Here is a 22,695-nt window from a genome sequence, read left to right as displayed (position 1 = left end):
CCCCCCCCCCCCCCCCCCCCCCCCCCCCCCCCCCCCCCCCCCCCCCCCCCCCCCCCCCCCCCCCCCCCCCCCGGCCCACCCACCCGGGGGGCTCGGCCAATACCCACCCACCCTGGGGGGCTCCGCCAATACCCACCCACCCTGGGGGGCTCGGCCAATACCCACCCACCCTGGGGGGCTCGGCCAATACCCACCCACCCTGGGGGGGCTCCGCCAATACCCACCCACCCTGGGGGGACTCCGCCAATACCCACCCACCCTGGGGGACTCCGCAAATGGGGGTCCGGGGCGGAGCCCCGGTTTCGGGAAGGGGCGGGTAGGGGAAATCAGCCCGCCGCAGGCGCACCACCCGTACCCCCACCGACCCCGCACCCGACAACCCACCGCACACCCGAGCCGCACCCGAGCCGCACCCGAGCGGCACACCCGAGCCGCACCCGAGCGGCACACCCGAGCCGCACCCGAGCGGCACACCCGAGCCGCACCCGAGCCGCACCCCAACAGAACCGCACCAACCGAAGGGCCCCCGACATGGACGCCATCACCGTCATCCGACAGAAGCGGGACCGCGGAGAGCTGACCCCCGAACAGATCGACTGGGTCATCGACGCGTACACGCGGGGCGAGGTGGCCGACTACCAGATGGCCGCCCTCAACATGGCCATCCTCCTCAACGGCATGAACCGCCAGGAGATCGCCCGCTGGACGGCCGCCATGATCGCCTCCGGCGAGCGCATGAGCTGGGACAGCCTGAGCCGCCCCACCGCCGACAAGCACTCCACCGGCGGCGTCGGCGACAAGATCACCCTCCCGCTCGCCCCGCTCGTCGCAGCCTGCGGCGCCGCCGTGCCGCAGCTCAGCGGCCGCGGCCTCGGCCACACCGGCGGCACCCTCGACAAGCTGGAGTCCATCCCCGGCTGGCGCGCGCTGCTCTCCAACGCCGAGATGCTCGACGTACTGGACTCGACCGGCGCGGTGATCTGCGCGGCGGGCGACGGTCTGGCTCCCGCCGACAAGAAGCTGTACGCGCTGCGCGATGTCACGGGCACCGTCGAGGCCATCCCGCTGATCGCCTCGTCGATCATGTCGAAGAAGATCGCGGAGGGCACGGGCTCGCTCGTCCTGGACGTGAAGGTCGGCTCCGGCGCCTTCATGAAGAACATCGAGGACGCCCGCGAACTCGCCTCCACGATGGTCGAGTTGGGCACGGACAGCGGTGTCCGTACGGTCGCCCTGCTCACGGACATGTCGACCCCGCTCGGCCTCACCGCCGGCAACGCGCTCGAAGTCCGCGAATCCGTCGAGGTGTTGGCGGGCGGCGGCCCGGCCGACGTGGTCGAGCTGACCCTCGCCCTCGCCCGCGAGATGCTCGACGCCGCGGGCATCAAGGACGCGGACCCGGCGAAGGCCCTCGCGGACGGCTCCGCGATGGACGTCTGGCGCCGCATGATCTCCGCTCAGGGCGGCGACCCGGACGCCGAGCTCCCCACCTCCCGCGAGCAGCACGTGGTGACGGCCCCGTCCTCGGGCGTCCTGACCCGCCTCGACGCGTACGACGTGGGCGTGGCCGCCTGGCGCCTCGGCGCGGGCCGCGCGCGCAAGGAGGACCCCGTGCAGGCCGCGGCGGGCGTCGAACTCCACGCGAAGCCGGGCGACACGGTGGAGGCGGGCGCCCCGCTGATGACCCTCCACACGGACACGCCGGAGCGCTTCGAGTACGCCCTGGAGTCCCTGACGTCGGCGTTCGACGTCGCTCCGTCGGGCACGGACTTCACCCCGGCGCCGATCGTCCTGGACCGCATCGCGTAATCCCGTCACCGGGGGCGCGTACGCATCCGGCTCTCCGCCGAGTGCGTACTGCGCCCCCTGTTGCGTCCTGGAGTCGGTGCACTGCCTGCACCGCTTGCACTGCCTGCACCGCTTGCGCTGGGTGCGCTGGACGGAGCGTCCAACTCCAGCCCGTCCGGCGTTTGAGGACAAGCGCCGTTCAGGCGCGAAAAGGGGGCAAGGGGCGAAGCCCCAAAGAGGCCCACCACCCGGGGGTCCGGGGGCGCAGCCCTCGGTTCCGGGAAGGGGCGGGGAGGGGAGAACAGCCCGCCGCAGGCGCCACCCGCACCCCCACCCACCCGCAGAAGGCGTGGAGACCGACCCCCGGAACTCGGCCGGCCCGACCGTCAGATCCGATCCGGATCCGGCTCCCGTCCTCGATGCTCGGCCACTCCCAACGTCTCGGCCAGCCCCGTGAGTTGGAGCAGCCGCACCAGCCCCGGACCCGGATCCCTGACGCGGATGCCCACTCCCGCTCTGCGGGCCGTCAGGCGCAGGCGGGCCAGGGCGTCGATCACCGCGAAGTCCGCCTGTCCCGCGTGGTGGAGGGGCAGCACGTCGAGCACCACCTCGGCCGCACCCGTCAGCTCCAGCTGAGCCTGCAGATGCTCACAGAGCTGGGGAACCTGGGCACGCGTCAGGGGCGCGGCGAGACGGACGACGAGTGGCTCAACGGTAGTCATGCAGGGCAGACCGCTCCGGCACCGAAAACTCATCGGCCGCCGGACCGGCCACCCGAACTCCGAGGCCCGCACAGGGCAGGACAGAGCCCGCCCGGCCCCTACGACCCCGCAGGCAACTTCTCCGGCAGCCCGAACAGCGGGAACCACCGCTTCGTGTCCAGGAAGGCATTGAGCCCCGAGATCTTCCCGTCGGTGATCTCGATGACCTGCAGCGCCCACGGGGAGTACGAGCCGTCCTCCTCCAGGTGGTACTGGCCGAACGCCGGCGTACCGTTCGCCACCGTGGCGATGAGCTTTCCGTCGCGGCACTTGCCGCCCTGGACCAGGTGCCAGTTGACGATGTCCTCGTGGCCGACCAGCCACAGGTCGTACGGAGGCATGGACATGATGGCGTCCTCGTGGAGCAGGGACGTCAGCGCTTCCATGTCATAGCCCTCGAAGGCCGCCACATACCGGTCGAGCAGCTTCTGCTGGTCGTCGTCGAGCGGATCGGCGGTGTCCGTCTCGCGCACACCGCCCGTGTCCGCGAGCGTGGCCCGCGCCCGCTGCAGCGCGCTGTTGACCGAAGCCACCGACGTATCGAGCAGCTCCGCCACCTCGCTGGCCTTCCACGCGAGCACCTCGCGCAGGATCAGCACGGCACGCTGCTTGGCCGGCAGATGCTGGAGCGCCGCGACGAAGGCGAGCCGCACGGTCTCGCGCGCGACCGCCGTCTCGGCCGGGTCCGCCGACGAGGGCAGCACGCGTCCGTCCGGCACCGGCTCGAGCCAGGTCAGCTCCGAGCGCTCATTGAGCACCGCGGTCGCCTGGTGCGCCTGCTCGGTGAGGTCCATCGGGCGCGCCCGCTTGTTGCCCGCATTCAGCATGTCCAGGCACACGTTCGTCGCGATCCGGTACAGCCACGAGCGCAGCGAGGACCGGCCCTCGAACTTGTCGTACGCACGCCAGGCACGCACGAACGTGTCCTGCACGGCATCTTCGGCCTCGAAGCCGGAACCGAGCATCCGGTAGCAATAACCGGTCAGCTCGGTCCGGTGCTTCTCCATCCGCAGGTCCAAGTCCCCCCTGGTCCCTGCCGCACCACTCAGATCAGACGATCCCGCCATTGGGTTCACCCCTGTAGCCCTCGACACTGGCACTTCGAAAACTACAGGGCCTCACTGACAATCGCCTGTGAGCAGCGAAAACCCGTCCTATCCCTTGACAGCGGGGCGTGACAGGACCGCCACGCCCCGGACCGTCACGTTCCGGCCTTGCGTCCGTACACGTAGACGTCGTCGCCCTTCTTCAACAGGCTCCAGTACGCCTGGGCGTCGGCCTTGCGCATGTTCACACAGCCCCCCGAACCCGGCGGCGCGTACATGCTCTTGTCGACCTGGTGGAAGGCGATCCCGCCGTCGAAGAACTGCGTGTACGGCATCCACACCTTGTAGATCGTCGACCAGTGGTTGAGCTTGCGCAGATAGATCTTCTTCGCGCCGGTCCTGGTCTCCGCCCCGTTGCGCCCCGTCCGCACCGGCACGGGGCCGTACTTGAGCTTCGAGCCGTCCTGGATCCAGCTGAGCTGCAGCGTCAGATCCACGCAGGCTATGCGGCCCTTGTTGGTGGGGCACTTGCCGGCCTTGTTGGGGTTCTTGGAGGCGATGACCGCCTTCTGCTTGTTCATCAGGTTCATCACGCCCCAGGTGACGGGGCCCGCGTACCCGATGTTCGGCTTGATCAGGTGCTTGGTCTGGAAAGCCCGTATCGCCTTGCAGTCCGTCGATGACTGCTTCCCGTCCACCTTCAGGCCGAGGAACTTCTCGACCTGCTTCTGGTACGGGCCCGTGCTCGTCGTACACGTGGCGGCGGCCGCCGAGCCGGCGCTCAGCGCCACGCTCAGCGGTACCACCAGTGCCGCGACCCCCGTCGCCGCCGCTGCTCTCCGGGTCTTTCTCCGCATGGCCGTCGTCCCTTCCGGCGCAGTGTGTTGCCCTGTGCTGGTAGGACGGTTGTGAAGTAGGGCTGGTTGTACGGAAATCCCTGCCAATTCAAGGGAAATTCAGGGGAGTTCGGGCCAGGACGGATTTACCGGGCGGCGAGGAGCACCCGCCGCTCCACACGCGCCGCATGCGACCCGTAGAGCGTCACCGACACCACACCGAGCACCGCGACCAGACCGAGCACGACGGTGGCCGGCCAGCCGCCCGCGTGGAAGGCGAGCGCGCCCAGCGTGCCGCCGAGGCTGGAGCCGATGTAGTACGCGGACTGGTAGAGCGCCGAGGCCTGGGCACGCCCCGTGGTCGCGGTCCGGCTCACCGACGAGGACGCGACCGCGTGGCCGGCGAAGAACCCTGCGGTGATCAGGACGAGGCCGAGCAGGATGCCCGCGAGGGAGTCGGTGAGGGAGAGCAGCAGGCCCGAAGCCGTGGTGCCGACCGCGAGATAGAGCGCCCCGCGCCGCCCGAGCCGGCCCACCAGCCTGCCCGCCGCGGCCGAGGAGACCGTACCGACGAGATAGACCAGGAAGACCGAACCGACCACACCCTGCGGCAGGTTGAAGGGCTCGCCCACGAGCCGGTAGCCGATCACCGTGTACACGGCGCCGAAGACGGTCATGAACAGCGCGCCGATCGCGTACAGACGGACGAGCAGCGGGTTCGACAGATGGCCGCGCACGGTCCCGTACAGGGCGCGGGGGTTGAGCGAACCGGCCTGGAAGTTACGAGGCTTGGGCAGCAGCGCGCGGAACGCGAGCCCGCACACCAGGGCCATCAGGCCGACCGCGAGCAGCGCCGCGCGCCAGCCCCAGGCCTGGGCGACCCAGCCCGCCACGATCCGGCCGCTCATGCCGCCGATGCTGTTGCCCGCGACGAACAGGCCCACCGCCGCGACCAGCGCCTTCGGCCGCACTTCCTCCGCGAGATACGCCATCGCCGACGCCGGCAGACCGGCCAGCGCCGCACCCTGTACGGCGCGCAGCACGACCAGCCAGCCGATACTCGGCGCGAACGGCACGAGCAGGCCGACGAGGACGGCGACCGTCAGCGAGACGGTCATCAGGGTGCGCCGTCCGAACCGCTCGGAGAGCGCGCTCAGGGGCAGCACGAACAGGGCCAGAGCACCGGTCGCCGCCGACACCGTCCAGCTCGCGTCGTCCGCGGTGACCGCGAACTCGCCGGAGATGGCGGGCAGGAGCGCCTGCGTGGAGTAGAGGAGCGCGAACGTGGCGAGCCCGGCGGCGAACAGCGCGAGGCTGATCCGGCGGTAGCCGGGTGCTCCGGGGGCGAGCCGGGTGTCTTCGGGGCTCGCGGCATGCGCGGCATTCGCGGCGGGAGCGGGGCTCGCGGCGGGAAGAGGGGCAGGGGACGCAGGGGTGAGGGCATCCGCAGGGTGGGCGGATGCCCCGCTACTGGCGGCAGGCATGCTCCGAAATTAGAACCGCGGGATTCATGCGTCCAATGCACAGACTCGTCATAATCGTTCCCATGGTGCATGAGCCGAGGTCACAGACGGGACTGTCACGGAACAGTGACACGGAAGAAATTGTGGCCCTCGCCGAACTCGACCCCGAATCCTGGTCGGCGATCCTCGCTCCCCGCCTCGCGTACTTCGCCGCGGTGGCCCGCGCGGAGCACGTCACGCGCGCCGCGCATCAGCTCCAGGCCCCGCAGTCCACGGTCTCGCGCGCGCTCGTACGGCTCGAACGCGACCTGGGCGTCGACCTGTTCGCCCGCCACGGCCGTACGGTCTCGCTGACCGCGGCGGGCCGCACCTTCCTGGCGACGGTGGAGCGGGCACTGGGGGAGGTGGAGAGAGCCGCCGAGTCGGTACGTGCGGACGCCGACCCCGAGTCCGGCAAGGTCGCCTTCGGCTTCCTGCACACCATGGGCTCGGAGACGGTCCCTTCGCTGATCCGCGAGTTCCGCGCCGACCACCCCCGCGTCCGCTTCACGCTCGTCCAGAACTACGGCGAGTGGATGCTGGAGCACCTCCGCTCGGGAGAACTCGACCTCTGCCTGACCTCCCCCGTGCCGGACGCCCCGGACCTGGTGGCCCGCCGCTTGGACGAACAGCGCCTGCGCCTGGTCGTCCCCGAGGACCACCGCCTCGCCACCCGCAAACGCATCCGCCTCGCGGAGGCCGCGGACGAAACCTTCATCATGCTGGAGCCGGGCTACGGCCTGCGCCGCATCACCGACGACCTCTGCGCCGAGGCCGGCTTCCGCCCCCGCATCGCCTTCGAGGGCGAGGAGGCGGAAACCCTCCGCGGCCTGGTCGCGGTGGGCCTGGGCGTCGCGCTGCTGCCCCCACCGGCCGTCCCCCGCAAGGGAGTTGTCGAGCTGACGGTGACGGGTCAGAGGGCGGTACGGGAAATCGGTGTGGCATGGCTGAAGGACCACCCGGACACGCCCCCGGTCGCGGCCTTCAAACGCTTCCTGCTGACCCGAAAGGGACGGCTGCTCTCGTTCAGCCCCGCCGGCGTTTGAGGCGATCCGCACGAAGTGCGGATGCGGGGGTGCAGGGGGCGAAGCCCCCGCGGCCCCACCCACCCGGAGGGCTCCGCAACTGGGGGTCCGGGGGCGAAGCCCTCGGTTTCGGGAAGGGGCGGGGCGGGGAGAAAAGCCCGCCGCAGGCGCCCCACCGCAACCAGAACGCACCCGCACCCGACGGCGAACCTCACCGCACCCGACAAACAGACCTCACCGCATCAACGCCCGCCCGAACCCCGAAGCCAACGGCATCCGCAGCCCCAGCGGCGGCGGAGCCGCGAAGGCGTCCGCGACAGGGCGGGCGAACGGGGTGCCGAAGAGTGCACCCCGTACGAAGTCCACCGCGAGCGCGAACACCTCCGCCCGGTGCTGCAGCATCGCGTGCCCGTCCGAGTGCACCTCGAAGCGCGCGGTGTCCCGGTTCGCCTTCTTCAGGCGCTCCGCGAAACGGAACGACAGCTCGGGATCGGTCCGCTCGTCATTCGTGCCGTGCGCGATCAGGACCCGCCGCCCGGCCAGCTGTTTGACCGGCTCCGGCGCGAGCGCCACGTCCTTCTCCGGCAGCCAAGGCGCAAGCGCGAGGACCGAGTTGACGGCGCTGTGCCCGCCCGCGTGCAGCGCCGCCCGCCCGCCCATGTCGATCCCGGCGAGGCATACGGGCACGTCGCCGTAGCGCCGTACGACCTCGTCCGCCGCCCAGAGGGCGTCGGCCGCGGGCTGCGCGTCCGCCCCGTTCCAGCCGCGGCACCGGTAGTGCACGGCGTGCGCGACCAGGCCCTCCTCGCGCCCCGCACGCGCCAGCCTGCGGCCGAGCGCGCGCACATTGGCCAGCGCGAGCGGATGGGCCCGCCGGGCGGAGGTCACCTCGCCGGCCGGGAGCAGGAGCACCACCCCGCCGACCGCGCGCCCAGGCGCCGGCTCCTGCCCGATGGCACGGCCAAGTCGGGCCTCACGCCTCGGAATTGCTTGCTGTGTCACGGCAGAACATTCTCAGAAATGCAGGTGTACGGAACCTGGACCGCGGGTCACTGTTACGTATCGACATGGGATGTCACAGCGGAGGCCGCGGTGCCGCGGACCGGCCGTCCCGGAGAACGAATCCGCAACGGAGCAGCGCGCTCTACGCGCGTAGGCGGTAGAGTGCGGCAATGACGAGCCAGACCACTCCCTCGCCGACCCCGGACCAGATCCGCCGGGCCCCCAAGGTGCTCCTCCACGACCACCTCGACGGCGGCCTGCGCCCCGGGACGATCATCGATCTCGCCCGTGAGACGGGCTATGAAGGCCTCCCCGAGTCCGAGCCCGACAAGCTCGGCATCTGGTTCCGCGAAGCCGCCGACTCCGGTTCGCTGCCGCGCTACCTGGAGACCTTCGCGCACACCTGCGCCGTCATGCAGACCAAGGAAGCGCTCTTCCGGGTCGCCGCCGAGTGCGCCGAGGACCTCGCGGAGGACGGCGTCGTCTACGCCGAAATCCGCTACGCCCCCGAGCAGCACCTGGAGAAGGGCCTCACCCTCGAAGAGGTCGTCGAGGCGGTCAACGAGGGCTTCCGCGAGGGTGAGCGCCGCGCGAAGGAGAACGGGCACCGCATCCGCGTCGGCGCCCTGCTCACCGCGATGCGCCACGCGGCCCGCGCCCTGGAGATCGCCGAGCTGGCCAACCGCTACCGCGACCTCGGCGTCGTCGGCTTCGACATCGCGGGCGCCGAGGCGGGCTTCCCTCCCACCCGCCACCTCGACGCCTTCGAGTACCTCAAGCGCGAGAACAACCACTTCACGATCCACGCGGGCGAGGCCTTCGGCCTGCCCTCCATCTGGCAGGCCCTGCAGTGGTGCGGCGCCGACCGCCTCGGCCACGGCGTGCGCATCATCGACGACATCCAGGTCGCCGAGGACGGCTCCGTGAAGCTCGGGCGCCTCGCCTCGTACGTACGGGACAAGCGCATCCCGCTGGAGATGTGCCCCACGTCCAACCTCCAGACGGCCGCGGCCACTTCGTACGCCGACCACCCCATCGGTCTGCTCCGCAAGCTGCACTTCCGGCTGACGGTGAACACCGACAACCGCCTGATGTCCGGCACGAGCATGAGCCGTGAATTCGAGCACCTGGTCGGCACTTTCGGCTACACGCTCGACGACATGCAGTGGTTCACAGTCAATGCGATGAAATCAGCGTTCATTCCTTTCGATGAACGACTGGCCATGATCAACGACGTGATCAAGCCCGGCTATGCCGAGCTCAAGTCGGAGTGGCTGTTCCGGCAGACCGCTGCGACCAGCGGTTCCGAGGGCTGAGCAGCCGAAAACCACGTCAGGAGAAGCGGCCGGGAAGATCAATTCCCGGCCGTTTTTCATACGTTGACGGTGTTTGCGGCCGGGGAGCGGGCCTCGATAGCTTGCGGGACCGCTCAAGAACTCCCCGTCTACAAGGACGTATTCACCATGAAGCAGTCTGCCAAGACCCTCGGTGTCGCCGCCCTCGGTGCCGCTTTTGCCGCAGCGGGCGCGGGCGCCGCGTCGGCAGCGCCCGCCCTTCCCGACCCCGCCCACGCCGTGGGTGCCGTCGCCAAGGACCTGCCGGTCGGCCAGGTGACCAAGACCCTGCCGGGTGCGTCCGAGGCGGTGGACGCGGGGCAGGGTGCGCTCACGAACGGTCTGAGCACCGCCAAGCCGACCATCGAGCAGTCGCTGCCGGCGGACGCGGACCCGGTCTCGGGTCTGCTCGGCGGTCTGCCGACGAAGGGTCTGCCGACGAGCGGTCTGCCGACGGGTGGCCTGCCGGTCGACGGTCTGCCGGTGAGCACCAACGGCCTGCCCGTCCAGGGCCTCCCCGCGGTCGACGGCCTGCCCGCCGTCCCGGGCCTGCCGGGGCTCGGCGGCTGACGGCACGCGGGCAAGCGGAAAGGGCGCCCTTCCGGAGTCGTACTCCGGGCGGGCGCCCTTTCGCATGCCTGTCGATCGAGGGACCGGGGATCGCGGGTCGTGCTCCCCGGCCCCGGCCGCTCACCACGCAGGCGCGGTGGTGTCCTTGTGGACGCTGTCCTTCTCGGCGGGCAGCAGCGCCCACAGGGCCAGGTAGAGCAGGAACTGGGGGCCGGGCAGCAGACACGAGACGAGAAAGATCACGCGCATCGTGGTCGCGGAGGTGCCGAAGCGCTTCGCCAGCGCTGCGCACACTCCGCCGATCATCCGTCCGTTACGAGGGCGGGCAAGGGCGGTCATGGTGGCTCCTTCGCGAACCTTTGGTGAGGCTTCCTGGTCGGTGCCTCGGTGTACTTCAAAGCTACGGTCGCGAAGAGGGCAAAACGTCAGGCTACGGGGCGATCCCGACCCTGGGAATCGTCGGGGTCGACCCCTGAGACGCCTCGTCCCTGGGCAGGGGAGCCCGCCCGGGCAACCCCTTCCTGCGGCGGATACGGGCCCGTGCCGCCGGGACGAACGCCAGATGCGCGATGGCGACACCGGCGGTGTTCAGCATCAGCGAATCGATGTCGACGACCTGCCCCGGTACGGCGGTCTGCAGCAGCTCGATGCCGAGCGAGAGCATCGCTCCCGCCGCCACCGTGCGCAGGAACGAGCCGAGCGTGGAGGCGTCCAGCCGGCCCCCGGCCATCGGCAGGAGCACACCGAGCGGTGCGAGAAGGAGCAGCGCCTCGCCGATCCTGCGGAAGGCCTCCGCGGGCCCGAGCGCCAGATCCGCCTTGATCCCCGCGAACGGCTGCAGATTCGCCGCGGTCACCCACGGCACATCCAGGGGACGCAAGGTGAGCCATCCGACGAAAGCGAGATGCGCGACGAGGAGCATGACCCCTGTCGCACGAAAGCGGATGACGGCCGACCCGCCGAGTCCCTGACGCTGCACGCCCCCCTAGACGCACGGTGACGTAGAAACGGTTCCGCGGACTTCCGGGCGGCCGGTACGGGAGTGGACCGAGCTCCTCCGGGCACCCCGGCGGACGGCCGGTACAGCAGGGCGCAGAGCCCGCACAGCAGCCGGTCAGGCAGGCCCCGACGGCACCGGCACGACCCCCGGCTGCGCCCTGACCTCGTCCGTGCAGGCGTAAGCCTGGAGCGCGTCCTTGTCCGCGGGACCCCCGAGCACCACGGAATCCGCCCCCGCTCCCACCCCGTGCACCAGGGTGCACACCACCTGGGCGAGCGCGTACGACGCAAGCCGCTTCGGCGGGGTGCTCAGCCGCAGGGCCTCCGCGGGATCGCCCTTCTGCGGCCCCCGTACCCGGAGCTCGGACCGCACGGCGGTCGTGAAGCCGGCCTTCGCCTCCGCCTGCGAGGGCTCCTCCCGCAGCTCGTCGAGGAGCGCCTGCGCCACGTACACGCGGTCGTCCGCCGTGTGCCCGTCGCTCAGCGCGACCGACCGGTCCACGCCCACCAGCTGCGATCCGCAGATCAGGTAGACCTGCATGGGCAGCCCACGGGCCGCCTGCGCCGCCACATCGGCGGCCGACGCCGGACACGGCACCCGCGAGGGCGCGGCCCCGAACTCCGTGGGCACCTCGGTCGCCCGGATCCCGCAGCCGGCGAGCACCAGCGCACCCGCGGCGAGCAGCACCGCCGTGGCCTGCCGCCGCACCGCCCCGGTCCGCCGCCTCATCGCGCCCCCTCCGCCGCCGGCGAGGGACCGGACTCCGCGCCCTGCGCGGCCTCCTCCGGCTCGATCGGATCCGACGCATCCTGCGGCAGCCGCAACGTGAACACCGCACCCCCCTCAGGAGAGTTGGCCGCGGTGATCTCGCCACCGTGGATGTGCGCGTTCTCCAGCGCGATCGAAAGACCGAGCCCCGACCCCTCCGACCGCGGCCGTGAGGCACTCGCCTTGTAGAACCGGTCGAAGACATGCGGCAGGACGTCCTCGGGGATACCGGGCCCGTGGTCGCGCACCGAGATCACGATGTCCGGGCCCGCCCCGCCGTCCCGGTCCGGCTCCTGCGTCCGCACCGAGACCCGCACCGGGGAACCGCCGTGCTTGAGGGCGTTGCCGATCAGATTCGCCAGGATCACATCGAGCCGCCGCGGATCGAGCCGCGCCATGAAGCCCCGCTCGGCGTCGAGCTCCACCGCGTCGAGCCAGGCCCGCGCGTCGATACAGGCCGTGATCTGGTCCGCGAGATCCACGTCGTCGAGGACGAGCCGGGCCGTGCCCGCGTCGAAGCGGGTGACCTCCATCAGGTTCTCCACGAGGTCGTTCAGCCGCCGGGTCTCGCTCACGACGAGCCGTACGGCAGGAGCGATCATCGGGTCGAGGCTGTCCTCTTCCTCCTCCAGGACCTCCGTCACCGCGGTGATCGCGGTCAGCGGTGTGCGCAGCTCATGGGACATGTCCGCGACGAAGCGCCGGCTGGACTCCTCCCGCGCGCTCATGTCCGCGACCTTCTTCTCCAGGGACTCGGCGGTCCGGTTGAACGTCCGTGACAGCTCGGCCAGTTCATCCGTCCCCGACACCCTCAGGCGCGTGTCCAGCTTCCCCTCGCCGAGCCGCCGCGCGGCGACTCCGAGGCGGTGTACGGGTTTCAGTACGGTCGTCGCCGCGGCCTGCGCGAGCAGCGCGGCCCCGATCAGCGCGAGCGTCGTCGCGATCCCCAGCGACCAGGCGAGCGAGCTCAGATCCTTCTGCTCGGGCGCGAGGGACTTGAGCATGTAACCCGTCGGCCCGTCGCCGAGCACCCGCGTACCGCCGACGAGATACGGCGTCCCGTCGAGCTGCGTGCGCTGCCAGAACATCCGGTACGTGGCGGGGCCGCCGCCGGACGGCACCTGGGGCTTGTTCACCGCGTCCCGCAGCGACCCGGGCACATCGGAAAGACCGAACGCGGTCGGGGACCCGGCCCTCGCGGAGAGCTCCTTGCCGCTCGCGTCCTTGGCGACCAGGATCACGCTGTACTGCTGGCTGCTGCGCGCCATGACCGTGGCGGCGGCATCCAGTTCGGCCTGTCCGGGATCGGGCGGCAGCGCCGCCGCACGGCTCTGCATCTCCGACTGGAAGTCGTTGAGGGCCGCGTCCTGGGTGCGGGTGAGCAGGGCTTCGCGGTTGAGCCAGTACGCGATCCCGGAAGCGGACACGGCGGCGGTCAGCGCGACCAGGCCGAACACCACCACGAGCCGCAGCCGCAGACTGGTGAACCTGAGCTTCGCCGCCACCCTGCGGCCCCAACTCGGGGCGGTCTGGGCGGAGTCGGACGTCACTGAGGCGTATCCAAGCGATAACCCACGCCGCGCACGGTACGGATCAGCGTCGGCGAGGACGGCACGTCCTCCACCTTGGCGCGCAGCCGCTGCACACACGCGTCCACGAGCCGGGAGTCGCCGAGATAGTCGTGCTCCCATACGAGACGCAGCAACTGCTGCCGCGACAGCGCCTGTCCGGGCCTGCGGCTCAGCTCGAGGAGCAGCCGCAGTTCGGTGGGCGTCAGCTGCAGATCCTCGCCGTTCTTCGTGACCGTCATCGCCGACCGGTCGATGACAAGCGACCCGAACGTGGCCGAGTCGTTGGCCTCGCGTTCACCACGGCGCAGGACCGCACGGATACGGGCGTCGAGCACCCGTCCCTGCACGGGCTTGACCACATAGTCGTCCGCGCCCGACTCCAGGCCGACCACCACGTCGATGTCGTCATTGCGCGCGGTCAGCAGGATGATCGGCAGCTGGTCCGTGCGCCGGATGCGCCGGCACACCTCGAAGCCGTCGATGCCGGGCAGCATCACATCCAGCACGATGAGGTCGGGCCGCTGCTCGCTGAGCAGCTTCAGACCGTCCTCGCCGGTGGCAGCCGTGGCCACGCGGTGACCCTGGCGTGTCAGTGACATCTCCAGGGCCGTCCGGATGGCGTCGTCGTCCTCGATCAGCAACAGGGAAGGCACAGAGGTCATTCTGGCCCATCCCACGGCGCCGTATCGACAGTTGGGCAGCTCCCGCACTCAACCCCCGTAGGACCTACGTAAAGACACAGCCCCCTGTGACAGGTCTGTGACAGTTGGCTGACACCGCCGTCGAAGTGGCCGGGCAGGATTCTCAGCACACGGCAAGCCCGCAAGAAAACGGACTCCACGACGGGGGGCGCGAGATGAACACGCTGCACAGCACCAGCTCAAGCGCAGTTGTCACGCGTCTGCACGACGTCGCGAAGTCGGTGAACGGGGGACACGAGAAGTCCGGCGCCGTGAGCGGGCGGGGGTGCGCTCGTGGTGCCGGACGTCAGCACACCGGTTACATGACGGTGGTCGATGTCGCGACGACCGCCGCGGGGGCTGACGGGGGAGCTGCGTACAGGGAGGCCTCGGGGGAGCAGGTGCCCTGCTCGGAAGCGGAGTTCACCGCTTACGTCCAGGAGCGCCGCGCCTCCCTGTACGCCACCGCCTACCACTTGACCGGCGACCGTTTCGAGGCCGAGGACCTTCTCCAGAGCGCCCTCTTCTCCACGTACAAGGCCTGGGACCGGATCTCCGACAAGGCCGCGGTCGGGGGCTACCTCCGCCGCACCATGACCAATCTGCACATCAGCGCGTGGCGCCGCCGCAAGCTGAACGAGTACCCGACCGAGGAGCTGCCGGAGACGGCCGGCGACACGGACGCGATGCGCGGCACCGAGCTGCGCGCGGTCCTGTGGCAGGCGCTGGCCCGGCTGCCGGAACTCCAGCGGACGATGCTGGTCCTTCGCTACTACGAGGGCCGCACCGACCCGGAGATCGCCGACATCCTCGACATCAGCGTCGGCACGGTGAAGTCCAGCATCTGGCGCTCGCTGCGCCGGCTGCGCGAGGACGAGGTCCTCGCACTCGGCCGTGACCAGGAGGAGTGCTTCGGCGAGCTGGTCGCCTGAGCTGCGGTTCTTTGAGTTGTCGGTCGCCGTCCCCGGGGGGAGGCGGTGACCGGTGGGGGTCCGGGGTCTCGCGAGAGACCCCGGGAAAGCCCGTCGGGATCGGGGGATACCGGGGGGTTGAGCGGGGGGAACGGGGAAAGCGGGGGGCTCCCACGGGGGACGTGGGGGAGCCGCAAGGCAGCGGGACCGGAGAGGCCGGGGGGTCTTTTCCGGTCCCTTTGCTGCTTCTCGCGGAGACGTCTTCCGCCGTCGTGCGGAGTCTGTCTTACGGAGCCGTCGTACGGGCCTTCTGGCAGCGGCCGGCGGCTGCGGCGGCGAGGCGGCCCAGGGCCTCCTCCTTGTTGCAGGCGTGGGCGCCGAGGGCGACCTGGCGGGCGACGATCGAGCGCTCGGAGCGCATCAGACGCCAGCCGCGGCGCAGCAGGAAGGGCACGGACTTGCGGCCCTCCTTGAGATCGCGCAGGAACCGGCGGCGGAACGTGGTCGACGGCCGTCCGCGCAGACACAGCGCGTCGGCGAGCACACCGAGCTCACGGCAGCGGTCGACGAGCTCCGCCGCGAAGACGCCCTCGGCGATGAACAGGGGGGTGCGCTCGATGTCGAGCGCCTCCTCGCCGGTGCGGGAGCTGGTGGAGATGTCGTACACGGGGACGCGGGTACGTCCCGTACGGCACAGGTCGAGGATGGCCGCGACGGCGACGTCGGCGTCCCAGGAGGCGGGCGCGTCCCAGTCGATGTCCGTACCGCCCGCCACGACCGGCAGGGTCGGGTCGTCGCCCTCTTTGTAGAAGTCGTCGAGACGCAGGACCGGCAGCCCGGAGCGGGCTGCGAGGCGCGATTTGCCGCCGCCGGAGGGGCCGCAGAGCAGCACGACGCGGGTCGGTATCGGAGGGTGGGAGCTCACGGAACACCAGTGTGAGGCATGGGCCCGTTCGGCTCATCCCGGCGGGCGCCCTTTGAAACGCAGCTCACATCTCAACTACGGTGTGTGGTCTCACGATTACCGCACGAGGTGACTCCATGGCAGGGCTGGCAGGGCGTACAGGGCAGGTGCTTGCGGGGCAGGCGGGGGTGGCTGGGCAGCTGCCGGCAGGGCAGGCCGGGATGGCTGGGCAGCTGGCGCCGGTCGGGGCGCCGGGGCGGCCGGGGCGTGGGGCGGCGCGGCATGCGGCGCCCAAGCGGCGAGGCCGGGTGGCGGCGCGGGTGGGGCTGGTGGCGACCGCGGCCGGGATCGCGCTCGGGGGGTCCGCCGGCGGGGCGGGTGCGATCGGCATGCCGCTCTCGGTCGGGCTCGGGACGCCGGTGGGGGACGTGGACTCGGCGAGCCCGGGGGCGGCGGTGACGGACGCGGTGGGATTCGCGGTGCGGCCGGCGAAGGATCTGCGGCTCGATCCGCTGGCGGGGACGGGGGTGGATCCGCTGGACAACGCGGTGGGCACGCAGCTCGCCGACTTCAAGCCGGTCAGCTCGGCGCTGGTGACGGGGCCTGTGGCGTCGGGTGGCTCCCTGGACGACTTGCCGGTCGTGAGCCACGCGTCGTCGCTCCTGCCGGGCTGACGCCGCCGGGGTCACGGGGGCGCTGCCCCCGGGCCCCCGCTGGTGGCTTCGCCCCCAGGCCCCCGCTGCTCGGGGTGCTGCTTCGTGTCCGGCTCTCTGTCCATCGCGCGGTGGGGCTGCGGTTTCGTGTCCGGCTTCCTGCGGTGCGCTTCGCCGCCACCTGCTTCGTCGGGTGAAGCTTCTGCCCCAGCAGTGCGCGGCCGGAGGCCGGGTGGGCTTCCCCGCCAACGGCTCGCGGCTGCGGGCCGAGTGGGCTCCCCACCAACGGCTCGCGGCTGCAGGGCTTCTGTTGCCGACCCGACGGTGCAGGGCTGCGGGCGAGTACTCCGCCCGCCACCTACCCACCCCGCCCACGCTGCTCCGCCTGCGCTGGACGGAGGGTCCACTTTCAGCCCGTCCGGCGTTTGAGGACGAGCGCCGTTCAGGCGCGACAGGGGGCAGGGGGCGAAGCCCCAAGAGTCCCACCCACCCGGGGGTCCGGGGGCGGAGCCCTCGGTTTCGGGAAGGGGCGGGTAGGGGAAAATTGGCCGCCGCAGGCGCAGCCCAGCCGCAGACCGCGACGAGGCCTCGGGCCCGCTGCACCCAGCCGGGCGCCGCTCACCGGAGCACAAAGCCCACCGCAGGTAGAGCACCGCAAGCAGCGCCCTCGCAGCGCAGAAGCCCGGCCGCCTGGAGCGGTCAGGCCACCAGGGCCAGGACCGCGAGGAGGATCGCTCCGGCGACCACCGGGGCCAGGACCTCGTAGGCCCAGCGGACCTCGACGGGACCCTGCGCGGCCGGATCGGAGGCGTGGCGTTCCGCCAGCGCGCGGAGGTCGTCGACCGCCTGGTCCGCCGCGGCCCGCGTGGGCTTGTCCGCCCCGGCGAGCGCGGACGTGCGCCCGCTCGGGTCGCTCGCCGCGGCCCGCGCCTGGCGGCGGTTGGCCGACTTGCGCGCGCGCAGCGACACCGGGATGGCCCACACCTGGTACTTCTCCGTTCCGGAGAGCACCTCGCACGAGAACGAGGCCCGGACGTCGTCCACCGAAGCCCACGGAAGGACGATCGTGCGGAACGGATTGCGGATCTTGAGCCGCTGGTCGTTCGCGTACACCGCGGGCCGGACCGTGTAGGCCACCACCAGCGGCACCAGCGCGATCATCGCCGCGAGCGCCAGCCACGGCGCCATCCCGTTGCCACGGAGCAGCGCGTCCCCGCCCAGCCACGCGCCCAGCGCGAGCAGCAGCACACCGCCGGCGATCCCCGCGCCGGAGCGGAAGACGCGGTCCGGGGACGCGGGCTCGGCCGGCGCACCGTTCACGGCCGGCTCGGGGCGGGGGTTCTCGGACTCGTCGGGGGAGCTCATGGCGTCGATTCTGCCCCACCGCCACGGGGCCGGGGCCAGCCGTGAAGCCCCGCTTGGACGGTCACGTCCGTCACACCCGTACCGGCGGATGTGCTGTTCCTGCCGTTTCCGGCCTCCGGCCCTCTCGGCGCCCGGCCGCGCGCTTCCTCGCCGAGCCCGCAGCCTCCGGCTCCCTGACCGCCCGGCCTTTGCCCCCTCCAGGCCCGCGAACCCCCGAGGACTTCACAAGCCGCTACGCGCGTAGATATGCTCCCCTCGTGACCATGCCCCCAGTCCCCAAGTCAGACAAGTTGGCCAAGGCCGCGAGGGCCCAGAAGGCGCTCAAGGCTGACAAGGCCGACAAGGCCGACAAGAAGGTGAAGTCCGTGAAGACGGAGCAAGCTCCGGCCGAGGCCCCCTTCGCCGATGTGACGGCGTCCGACGCCACCCTCCGCCGCTTCCTCCACGGCCTGCCGGGCGTGGACACCGTCGGCCTCGAGGCACGCGCCGCGGCCCTCGGCACGCGGTCGATCAAGACGACGGCCAAGGCGTACGCGATCGACCTGGCCATCTCGATGATCGACCTGACCACCCTGGAGGGTGCGGATACCGCGGGCAAGGTCCGCGCGCTCGGCGCGAAGGCCGTCCACCCGGACCCGACCGACCGCGGCACGCCCACGACCGCCGCGGTCTGCGTGTACCCGGACATGGTCGCCACCGCCAAGGCCGCCGTCGCCGGCTCCGGCGTGAAGGTCGCCTCCGTCGCCACCGCCTTCCCGGCCGGCCGCGCCGCGCTCGGCGTGAAGCTCGCGGACACCAAGGACGCGGTCGCCGCGGGCGCCGACGAGATCGACATGGTGATCGACCGCGGCGCCTTCCTCTCGGGCAACTACATGAAGGTCTACGAGGAGATCCGCGCCGTGAAGGAGGCGTGCGGCGACGCACGGCTCAAGGTGATCTTCGAGACCGGCGAGCTGTCGACGTACGACAACATCCGCCGCGCGAGCTGGATCGGCATGATCGCCGGTGCCGACTTCATCAAGACCTCGACGGGCAAGGTCGGCGTCAACGCCACCCCCGCCAACACCCTCCTGATGCTGGAGGCCGTCCGCGACTTCCGTGCGCAGACCGGGGTACAGGTCGGAGTGAAGCCCGCGGGCGGCATCCGCTCCACCAAGGACGCCATCAAGTTCCTGGTGCTTGTCAACGAGACCGCCGGACCCGACTGGCTGGACAACCACTGGTTCCGCTTCGGCGCCTCCAGCCTCCTCAACGACCTGCTCATGCAGCGTCAGAAGCTGGCCACCGGACGCTACTCCGGCCCCGACTACGTGACGGTGGACTGATCACCCATGACCAACCTGTTCGAGTACGCACCGGCCCCCGAGTCGCGGTCGGTCGTCGATATCGCCCCGTCCTACGGCCTGTTCATCGACGGTGAGTTCACCGAGGCCGCCGACGGCAAGGTCTTCAAGACCGTCTCGCCCAGCACCGAGGAGGTCCTCTCCGAGGTCGCCCGGGCCGGCGCCGAGGACGTCGACCGCGCCGTGAAGGCCGCCCGCAAGGCCTTCGACAAGTGGTCCGCGCTGCCGGGTGCCGAGCGCGGCAAGTATCTGTTCCGTATCGCCCGGATCATCCAGGAGCGCAGCCGCGAGCTGGCCGTCCTGGAGACCCTCGACAACGGAAAGCCGATCAAGGAGACGCGGGATGCGGATCTGCCGCTGGTCGCAGCTCACTTCTTCTACTACGCCGGTTGGGCCGACAAGCTCGACCACGCGGGATACGGACCGAACCCGAGGCCGCTGGGTGTGGCCGGCCAGGTCATCCCGTGGAACTTCCCTCTGCTCATGCTCGCCTGGAAGATCGCCCCTGCGCTCGCGACCGGTAACACGGTCGTGCTCAAGCCGGCGGAGACCACCCCGCTGAGCGCGCTCTTCTTCGCGGACATCTGCCGCCAGGCCGGTCTGCCGAAGGGTGTCGTCAACATCCTTCCCGGATACGGCGACGCGGGCGCGGCCCTCACCGCGCACGCGGACGTCAACAAGGTGGCCTTCACCGGCTCCACCGCCGTCGGCAAGGAGATCGCCCGCACCCTCGCGGGCACCGACAAGAAGCTCACGCTCGAACTGGGCGGCAAGGGCGCCAACATCGTCTTCGACGACGCCCCCATCGACCAGGCGGTCGAGGGCATCGTCGGCGGCATCTTCTTCAACCAGGGCCAGGTCTGCTGCGCGGGCTCGCGCCTGCTGGTCCAGGAGTCGATCCAGGACGAGCTGCTCGACTCGCTCAAGCGCCGCCTGTCCACCCTGCGCCTGGGCGACCCGCTCGACAAGAACACCGACATCGGCGCGATCAACTCCGCCGAGCAGCTGTCCCGTATCACCGCTCTCGTCGAGACCGGCGAGGCGGAGGGCGCCGAGCGCTGGTCGCCCGAGTGCGAACTCCCCTCCACCGGCTACTGGTTCGCGCCCACGCTGTTCACCGGCGTCACCCAGGCGCACACCGTCGCCCGCGACGAGATCTTCGGCCCGGTGCTCTCGGTCCTCACCTTCCGTACGCCGGACGAGGCCGTCGCCAAGGCCAACAACACCCCGTACGGACTCTCGGCCGGCATCTGGACCGAGAAGGGCTCGCGCATCCTCGCGGTCGCGAACAAGCTGCGCGCGGGCGTCATCTGGTCCAACACGTTCAACAAGTTCGACCCGACCTCGCCGTTCGGCGGCTACAAGGAGTCGGGCTTCGGCCGCGAGGGCGGCCGGCACGGTCTGGAGGCGTACCTCGATGTCTGATTCCAACGGGCGGCTGTCCGTCTTCAAGACCTACAAGCTGTACGTGGGCGGGAAGTTCCCTCGTTCCGAGAGCGGCCGGGTGTACGAAGTGAACGACGCAAAGGGCAACTGGCTGGCCAACGCCCCGCTCTCGTCCCGCAAGGACGCCCGTGACGCGGTGGTCGCCGCGCGCAAGGCGTTCGGCGGCTGGGCGGGCGCGACCGCGTATCTGCGCGGCCAGATCCTGTACCGCGTGGCGGAGATGCTGGAAGGCCGCCGCGAGCAGTTCGTCCGGGAGGTCGCGGAGGCCGAGGGCCTGTCGAAGGCCAAGGCGGGCGCGGTCGTGGACGCGGCGATCGACCGCTGGGTCTGGTACGCGGGCTGGACCGACAAGATCGCGCAGATCGTGGGCGGCGGGAACCCGGTCGCGGGCCCGTTCTTCAACCTGTCGTCCCCCGAGCCGACCGGTGTCGTGACGGTCGTCGCGCCGCAGGACTCGTCCTTCCTCGGCCTCGTGTCGGTGCTCGCCCCGGTGATCGCCACGGGCAACACTGCCGTGGTCATCGCCTCCGAGGACCGTCCGCTGCCGGCTCTGTCGCTGGCCGAGGTGCTCGCCACCTCGGACGTGCCGGGCGGTGTCGTGAACATCCTCTCGGGCAAGACGGCGGAGATCGCCACCCCGCTGGCCGCGCACCAGGACGTCAACGCGATCGACCTCGCGGGCGCCGACGCGCAGCTCGCCAAGGAGCTGGAGATCGCGGCGGCCGACAACCTGAAGCGCGTTCTCCGTCCACAGCCTGTGGACTGGTCCGCGGACCCGGGCACCTCGCGTCTGACGCCGTTCCTGGAGACCAAGACGGTCTGGCACCCCACGGGGTCGCTGGGCTCGGGCGGTTCGTCCTACTGAGCGCCGTATAGCCGTATACGGGTGGGTCCCTTGGTGCGCGTACCAAGGGACCCACCCGTATGTCAGGTGTCAGGGCGCGCTCGGCCAGACCAGGAGCATGTACCCGCTGCAGTACGCCGAGCCGAGCACCGCCGCCGCCACCCACAGCGCGGCCCGCGTGCGCGCAAGCCCCGCCACGTACAGGGCGAGCGGCAGCAGCAGCGGGAAGCCGGGCAGCAGGAAGCGGGCGCGCGGGAAGTACACGCCGCCGGAGCCGAGCACGATCACCAGCAGCACGCCGCTGAAGACGAGCAGGGGCAGCGGCTGGCGCTGCTTGAGGCAGTACGCGAAGAGGACCGCCGCGGCCGCCATCACGAGCGTCACCCCGACGAGGTAGAGCTCGGGGTCCGAGTCGTAGAAGAACAGCTCGCGGACCACGCGCAGGGTCTCGCGGCCGCCGTCGATCTCGTTGTGCCAGAGCTTCTGGACGGCGAAGTAGCCGTCCCAGCGGCCGAGCCGATGGCCCACCCAGCCCACGTAGAGCAGCCAGCCGAGCGGGGCGAGCAGGGCGCCGGCGAGAGCGCGCCCGCGGAATCCGGCGCGCAGGGAGAGCAGGGCGGTCAGCGAGACGGCGGCGGCCAGCGCGATGCCGGTCGGCCGGGTCAGGCCGGAGAGCGCGGCGAGCGAGCCCGCCCACAGCCAGTGGCCGCGCAGCACCGCGTACAGGGACCAGGCGACGAAGGCCGTGAACAGCGACTCGGTGTACCCCATCCACTGCACGGCGGCGACGGGGAAAGCGCCCCACAGAACGGTGAGCAGCACCCCGACCCGCCGCCCGTAGAGCCGGTCGCCCACCGCGAACACACCCCAGGCGGCGACGAAGGAGAACGCGACGGCGAGCAGCAGCCCGACGGTGGCGCGGCTGCCCGGCGTGAAAGCCGCGATCGCCTTGACCAGGACCGGGTAGAGCGGGAAGAACGCCAGGTTGTTGGTGTCGTACGTGGTGCCGAGCTCGCGTGCGTAGCCCTGGTCGGCGATCCCCAGGTACCAGTTGGCGTCCCAGTCGGAGGCGACGGTCTGCCATACGCCGACGCCCTCGGCGTGCGCCCAGTGCCACAGGACGGCGAGCCCGGTCAGGCGGACGGCCGCGTACGCGGCGAGCGCGGGTCCCGCGTGGCGCAGCGCGTGGACCGCGGCGCGGGTCGGACGCGGTACGTCGGGGTGGCGGCGGGAAGCGGGCAGGAGTCCTGCGGTGCGGTGAGGTGCCTGGGTGGTCGCTGACACGGGCTGCGCTGACACGGGCTGCGGCTCCTGGACTCGGTGGTGCGCTTCCGGTCAGCCCTTCC

21 protein-coding genes and 1 pseudogene are annotated in these 22,695 nt (G+C 71.2%); 9 read left to right on the top strand and 13 right to left on the bottom strand.

Features of this window, described 5'->3' with window-relative positions; translation table 11 throughout:
* Positions 1-531: 531 nt before the first annotated feature.
* Positions 532-1,809, top strand: a complete 1,278-nt coding sequence (locus H9Y04_RS35075; protein ID WP_187818189.1) for a thymidine phosphorylase — start codon at positions 532-534, stop codon at positions 1,807-1,809.
* A 365-nt stretch (positions 1,810-2,174) separates the two neighbouring features.
* On the opposite strand, the gene H9Y04_RS35070 is transcribed toward H9Y04_RS35075, so the two are convergent.
* The 4 genes from H9Y04_RS35070 to H9Y04_RS35055 all read right to left on the bottom strand — a co-directional run bounded on the left by H9Y04_RS35070 (position 2,175) and on the right by H9Y04_RS35055 (position 5,915).
* A complete protein-coding gene (locus H9Y04_RS35070; protein ID WP_187818188.1) occupies positions 2,175-2,510 on the bottom strand; it encodes an STAS domain-containing protein in 336 nt (111 codons plus the stop codon).
* Between the two features lie 98 nt (positions 2,511-2,608).
* The gene (locus tag H9Y04_RS35065) at positions 2,609-3,616 is read right to left on the bottom strand and encodes a sigma-70 family RNA polymerase sigma factor (RefSeq protein ID WP_187818187.1); all 1,008 of its coding nucleotides are present in this window, start codon (positions 3,614-3,616) and stop codon (positions 2,609-2,611) included.
* 134 nt (positions 3,617-3,750) lie between these two features.
* Positions 3,751-4,452, bottom strand: a complete 702-nt coding sequence (locus H9Y04_RS35060) for a L,D-transpeptidase (protein WP_187818186.1) — start codon at positions 4,450-4,452, stop codon at positions 3,751-3,753.
* Between the two features lie 125 nt (positions 4,453-4,577).
* Entirely contained in the window at positions 4,578-5,915 is a 1,338-nt protein-coding gene (locus H9Y04_RS35055) for an MFS transporter (protein WP_187818185.1), read from the bottom strand.
* Positions 5,916-5,977: 62 nt separating this feature from the next.
* Between H9Y04_RS35055 and H9Y04_RS35050 the strand changes: the two genes are divergently transcribed.
* Positions 5,978-6,979, top strand: coding sequence for a LysR family transcriptional regulator (locus tag H9Y04_RS35050; protein WP_187818184.1), 1,002 nt, complete (start codon positions 5,978-5,980; stop codon positions 6,977-6,979).
* Between the two features lie 213 nt (positions 6,980-7,192).
* Here the strand turns inward: H9Y04_RS35050 and H9Y04_RS35045 are convergent, their stop codons facing one another.
* Positions 7,193-7,960 carry a prolyl oligopeptidase family serine peptidase gene (locus H9Y04_RS35045; protein WP_187818183.1) on the bottom strand — a complete coding sequence of 256 codons (768 nt, stop codon included), beginning with the start codon at positions 7,958-7,960 and terminating at the stop codon, positions 7,193-7,195.
* A gap of 170 nt (positions 7,961-8,130) precedes the next feature.
* Here H9Y04_RS35045 and H9Y04_RS35040 point away from each other — a divergent pair, with 170 nt between their 5' ends.
* Together H9Y04_RS35040 and H9Y04_RS35035 are read left to right on the top strand one after the other, a co-directional pair.
* The gene (locus tag H9Y04_RS35040) at positions 8,131-9,276 is read left to right on the top strand and encodes an adenosine deaminase (protein ID WP_187818182.1); all 1,146 of its coding nucleotides are present in this window, start codon (positions 8,131-8,133) and stop codon (positions 9,274-9,276) included.
* A gap of 147 nt (positions 9,277-9,423) precedes the next feature.
* A pseudogene (locus tag H9Y04_RS35035) lies at positions 9,424-9,771 on the top strand (ATP-binding protein); the annotation flags it as partial.
* 213 nt (positions 9,772-9,984) lie between these two features.
* On the opposite strand, the gene H9Y04_RS35030 reads toward H9Y04_RS35035, so the two are convergent.
* The 5 genes from H9Y04_RS35030 to afsQ1 all read right to left on the bottom strand — a co-directional run bounded on the left by H9Y04_RS35030 (position 9,985) and on the right by afsQ1 (position 13,856).
* Entirely contained in the window at positions 9,985-10,203 is a 219-nt protein-coding gene (locus tag H9Y04_RS35030; protein ID WP_187818181.1) for a PspC domain-containing protein, read from the bottom strand.
* 91 nt (positions 10,204-10,294) lie between these two features.
* Positions 10,295-10,843: a VanZ family protein gene (locus H9Y04_RS35025; protein ID WP_187818180.1), complete on the bottom strand. Its 549-nt coding sequence runs from the start codon at positions 10,841-10,843 to the stop codon at positions 10,295-10,297.
* 135 nt (positions 10,844-10,978) lie between these two features.
* Entirely contained in the window at positions 10,979-11,593 is a 615-nt protein-coding gene (locus tag H9Y04_RS35020) for a hypothetical protein (RefSeq protein ID WP_187818179.1), read from the bottom strand.
* A complete protein-coding gene (locus tag H9Y04_RS35015; protein WP_308801518.1) occupies positions 11,590-13,281 on the bottom strand; it encodes an ATP-binding protein in 1,692 nt (563 codons plus the stop codon). The genes H9Y04_RS35020 and H9Y04_RS35015 overlap by 4 nt, the downstream gene beginning before the upstream one ends.
* Positions 13,179-13,856 (bottom strand): two-component system response regulator AfsQ1, encoded by a 678-nt coding sequence (gene afsQ1, locus H9Y04_RS35010; RefSeq protein WP_187818216.1) that lies wholly within the window; start codon positions 13,854-13,856, stop codon positions 13,179-13,181. Before afsQ1 ends, H9Y04_RS35015 begins: the two co-directional genes overlap by 103 nt.
* A 203-nt stretch (positions 13,857-14,059) precedes the next feature.
* Here afsQ1 and H9Y04_RS35005 point away from each other — a divergent pair, with 203 nt between their 5' ends.
* Positions 14,060-14,815, top strand: coding sequence for a SigE family RNA polymerase sigma factor (locus H9Y04_RS35005; protein ID WP_187818177.1), 756 nt, complete (start codon positions 14,060-14,062; stop codon positions 14,813-14,815).
* A gap of 265 nt (positions 14,816-15,080) precedes the next feature.
* On the opposite strand, the gene H9Y04_RS35000 is transcribed toward H9Y04_RS35005, so the two are convergent.
* A complete protein-coding gene (locus H9Y04_RS35000) occupies positions 15,081-15,719 on the bottom strand; it encodes a uridine kinase family protein (protein ID WP_308801517.1) in 639 nt (212 codons plus the stop codon).
* A gap of 116 nt (positions 15,720-15,835) precedes the next feature.
* On the opposite strand from H9Y04_RS35000, the gene H9Y04_RS34995 reads away from it, so the two are divergent.
* The gene (locus H9Y04_RS34995) at positions 15,836-16,372 is read left to right on the top strand and encodes a hypothetical protein (RefSeq protein WP_438818189.1); all 537 of its coding nucleotides are present in this window, start codon (positions 15,836-15,838) and stop codon (positions 16,370-16,372) included.
* A 678-nt stretch (positions 16,373-17,050) separates the two neighbouring features.
* Here H9Y04_RS34995 and H9Y04_RS34990 read toward each other — a convergent pair.
* A complete protein-coding gene (locus H9Y04_RS34990) occupies positions 17,051-17,716 on the bottom strand; it encodes a PH domain-containing protein (protein WP_187818176.1) in 666 nt (221 codons plus the stop codon).
* A 257-nt stretch (positions 17,717-17,973) separates the two neighbouring features.
* Here H9Y04_RS34990 and deoC point away from each other — a divergent pair, with 257 nt between their 5' ends.
* The 3 genes from deoC to H9Y04_RS34975 are packed head-to-tail and all read left to right on the top strand — an operon-like array spanning position 17,974 to position 21,370.
* On the top strand, positions 17,974-19,041 hold the full coding sequence (gene deoC / locus H9Y04_RS34985; protein WP_308801515.1) for a deoxyribose-phosphate aldolase: 1,068 nt from the start codon (positions 17,974-17,976) through the stop codon (positions 19,039-19,041).
* Positions 19,042-19,047: 6 nt separating this feature from the next.
* Positions 19,048-20,484, top strand: a complete 1,437-nt coding sequence (locus H9Y04_RS34980) for an aldehyde dehydrogenase family protein (RefSeq protein WP_187818175.1) — start codon at positions 19,048-19,050, stop codon at positions 20,482-20,484.
* Positions 20,477-21,370, top strand: coding sequence for an aldehyde dehydrogenase family protein (locus H9Y04_RS34975; RefSeq protein ID WP_187818174.1), 894 nt, complete (start codon positions 20,477-20,479; stop codon positions 21,368-21,370). The genes H9Y04_RS34980 and H9Y04_RS34975 overlap by 8 nt, the downstream gene beginning before the upstream one ends.
* A gap of 69 nt (positions 21,371-21,439) precedes the next feature.
* Here H9Y04_RS34975 and H9Y04_RS34970 read toward each other — a convergent pair whose 3' ends face one another.
* Positions 21,440-22,648 (bottom strand): putative hexosyltransferase, encoded by a 1,209-nt coding sequence (locus tag H9Y04_RS34970; RefSeq protein ID WP_438818188.1) that lies wholly within the window; start codon positions 22,646-22,648, stop codon positions 21,440-21,442.
* Positions 22,649-22,695: the final 47 nt, after the last annotated feature.

The sequence above is a fragment of the Streptomyces polyasparticus genome (assembly GCF_014493765.1).
GTDB lineage: Bacteria > Actinomycetota > Actinomycetes > Streptomycetales > Streptomycetaceae > Streptomyces > Streptomyces polyasparticus.
Note: the sequence above shows the minus strand (reverse complement) of the source record. Positions and strands in the feature narration are given on the sequence as shown.

Excerpts from the sequence above, each read along its gene's own strand:
- H9Y04_RS35075 (WP_187818189.1), top strand. The coding sequence starts at position 532 with ATGGACGCCATCACCGTCATCCGACAGAAGCGGGACCGCGGAGAGCTG.
- H9Y04_RS35070 (WP_187818188.1), bottom strand. The coding sequence starts at position 2,510 with ATGACTACCGTTGAGCCACTCGTCGTCCGTCTCGCCGCGCCCCTGACG.
- H9Y04_RS35065 (WP_187818187.1), bottom strand. The coding sequence starts at position 3,616 with ATGGCGGGATCGTCTGATCTGAGTGGTGCGGCAGGGACCAGGGGGGAC.
- H9Y04_RS35060 (WP_187818186.1), bottom strand. The coding sequence starts at position 4,452 with ATGCGGAGAAAGACCCGGAGAGCAGCGGCGGCGACGGGGGTCGCGGCA.
- H9Y04_RS35055 (WP_187818185.1), bottom strand. The coding sequence starts at position 5,915 with ATGCCTGCCGCCAGTAGCGGGGCATCCGCCCACCCTGCGGATGCCCTC.
- H9Y04_RS35050 (WP_187818184.1), top strand. The coding sequence starts at position 5,978 with ATGGTGCATGAGCCGAGGTCACAGACGGGACTGTCACGGAACAGTGAC.
- H9Y04_RS35040 (WP_187818182.1), top strand. The coding sequence starts at position 8,131 with ATGACGAGCCAGACCACTCCCTCGCCGACCCCGGACCAGATCCGCCGG.
- H9Y04_RS35030 (WP_187818181.1), bottom strand. The coding sequence starts at position 10,203 with ATGACCGCCCTTGCCCGCCCTCGTAACGGACGGATGATCGGCGGAGTG.
- H9Y04_RS35020 (WP_187818179.1), bottom strand. The coding sequence starts at position 11,593 with ATGAGGCGGCGGACCGGGGCGGTGCGGCGGCAGGCCACGGCGGTGCTG.
- H9Y04_RS35005 (WP_187818177.1), top strand. The coding sequence starts at position 14,060 with ATGAACACGCTGCACAGCACCAGCTCAAGCGCAGTTGTCACGCGTCTG.
- H9Y04_RS34995 (WP_438818189.1), top strand. The coding sequence starts at position 15,836 with ATGGCAGGGCTGGCAGGGCGTACAGGGCAGGTGCTTGCGGGGCAGGCG.
- H9Y04_RS34990 (WP_187818176.1), bottom strand. The coding sequence starts at position 17,716 with ATGAGCTCCCCCGACGAGTCCGAGAACCCCCGCCCCGAGCCGGCCGTG.
- H9Y04_RS34980 (WP_187818175.1), top strand. The coding sequence starts at position 19,048 with ATGACCAACCTGTTCGAGTACGCACCGGCCCCCGAGTCGCGGTCGGTC.
- H9Y04_RS34975 (WP_187818174.1), top strand. The coding sequence starts at position 20,477 with ATGTCTGATTCCAACGGGCGGCTGTCCGTCTTCAAGACCTACAAGCTG.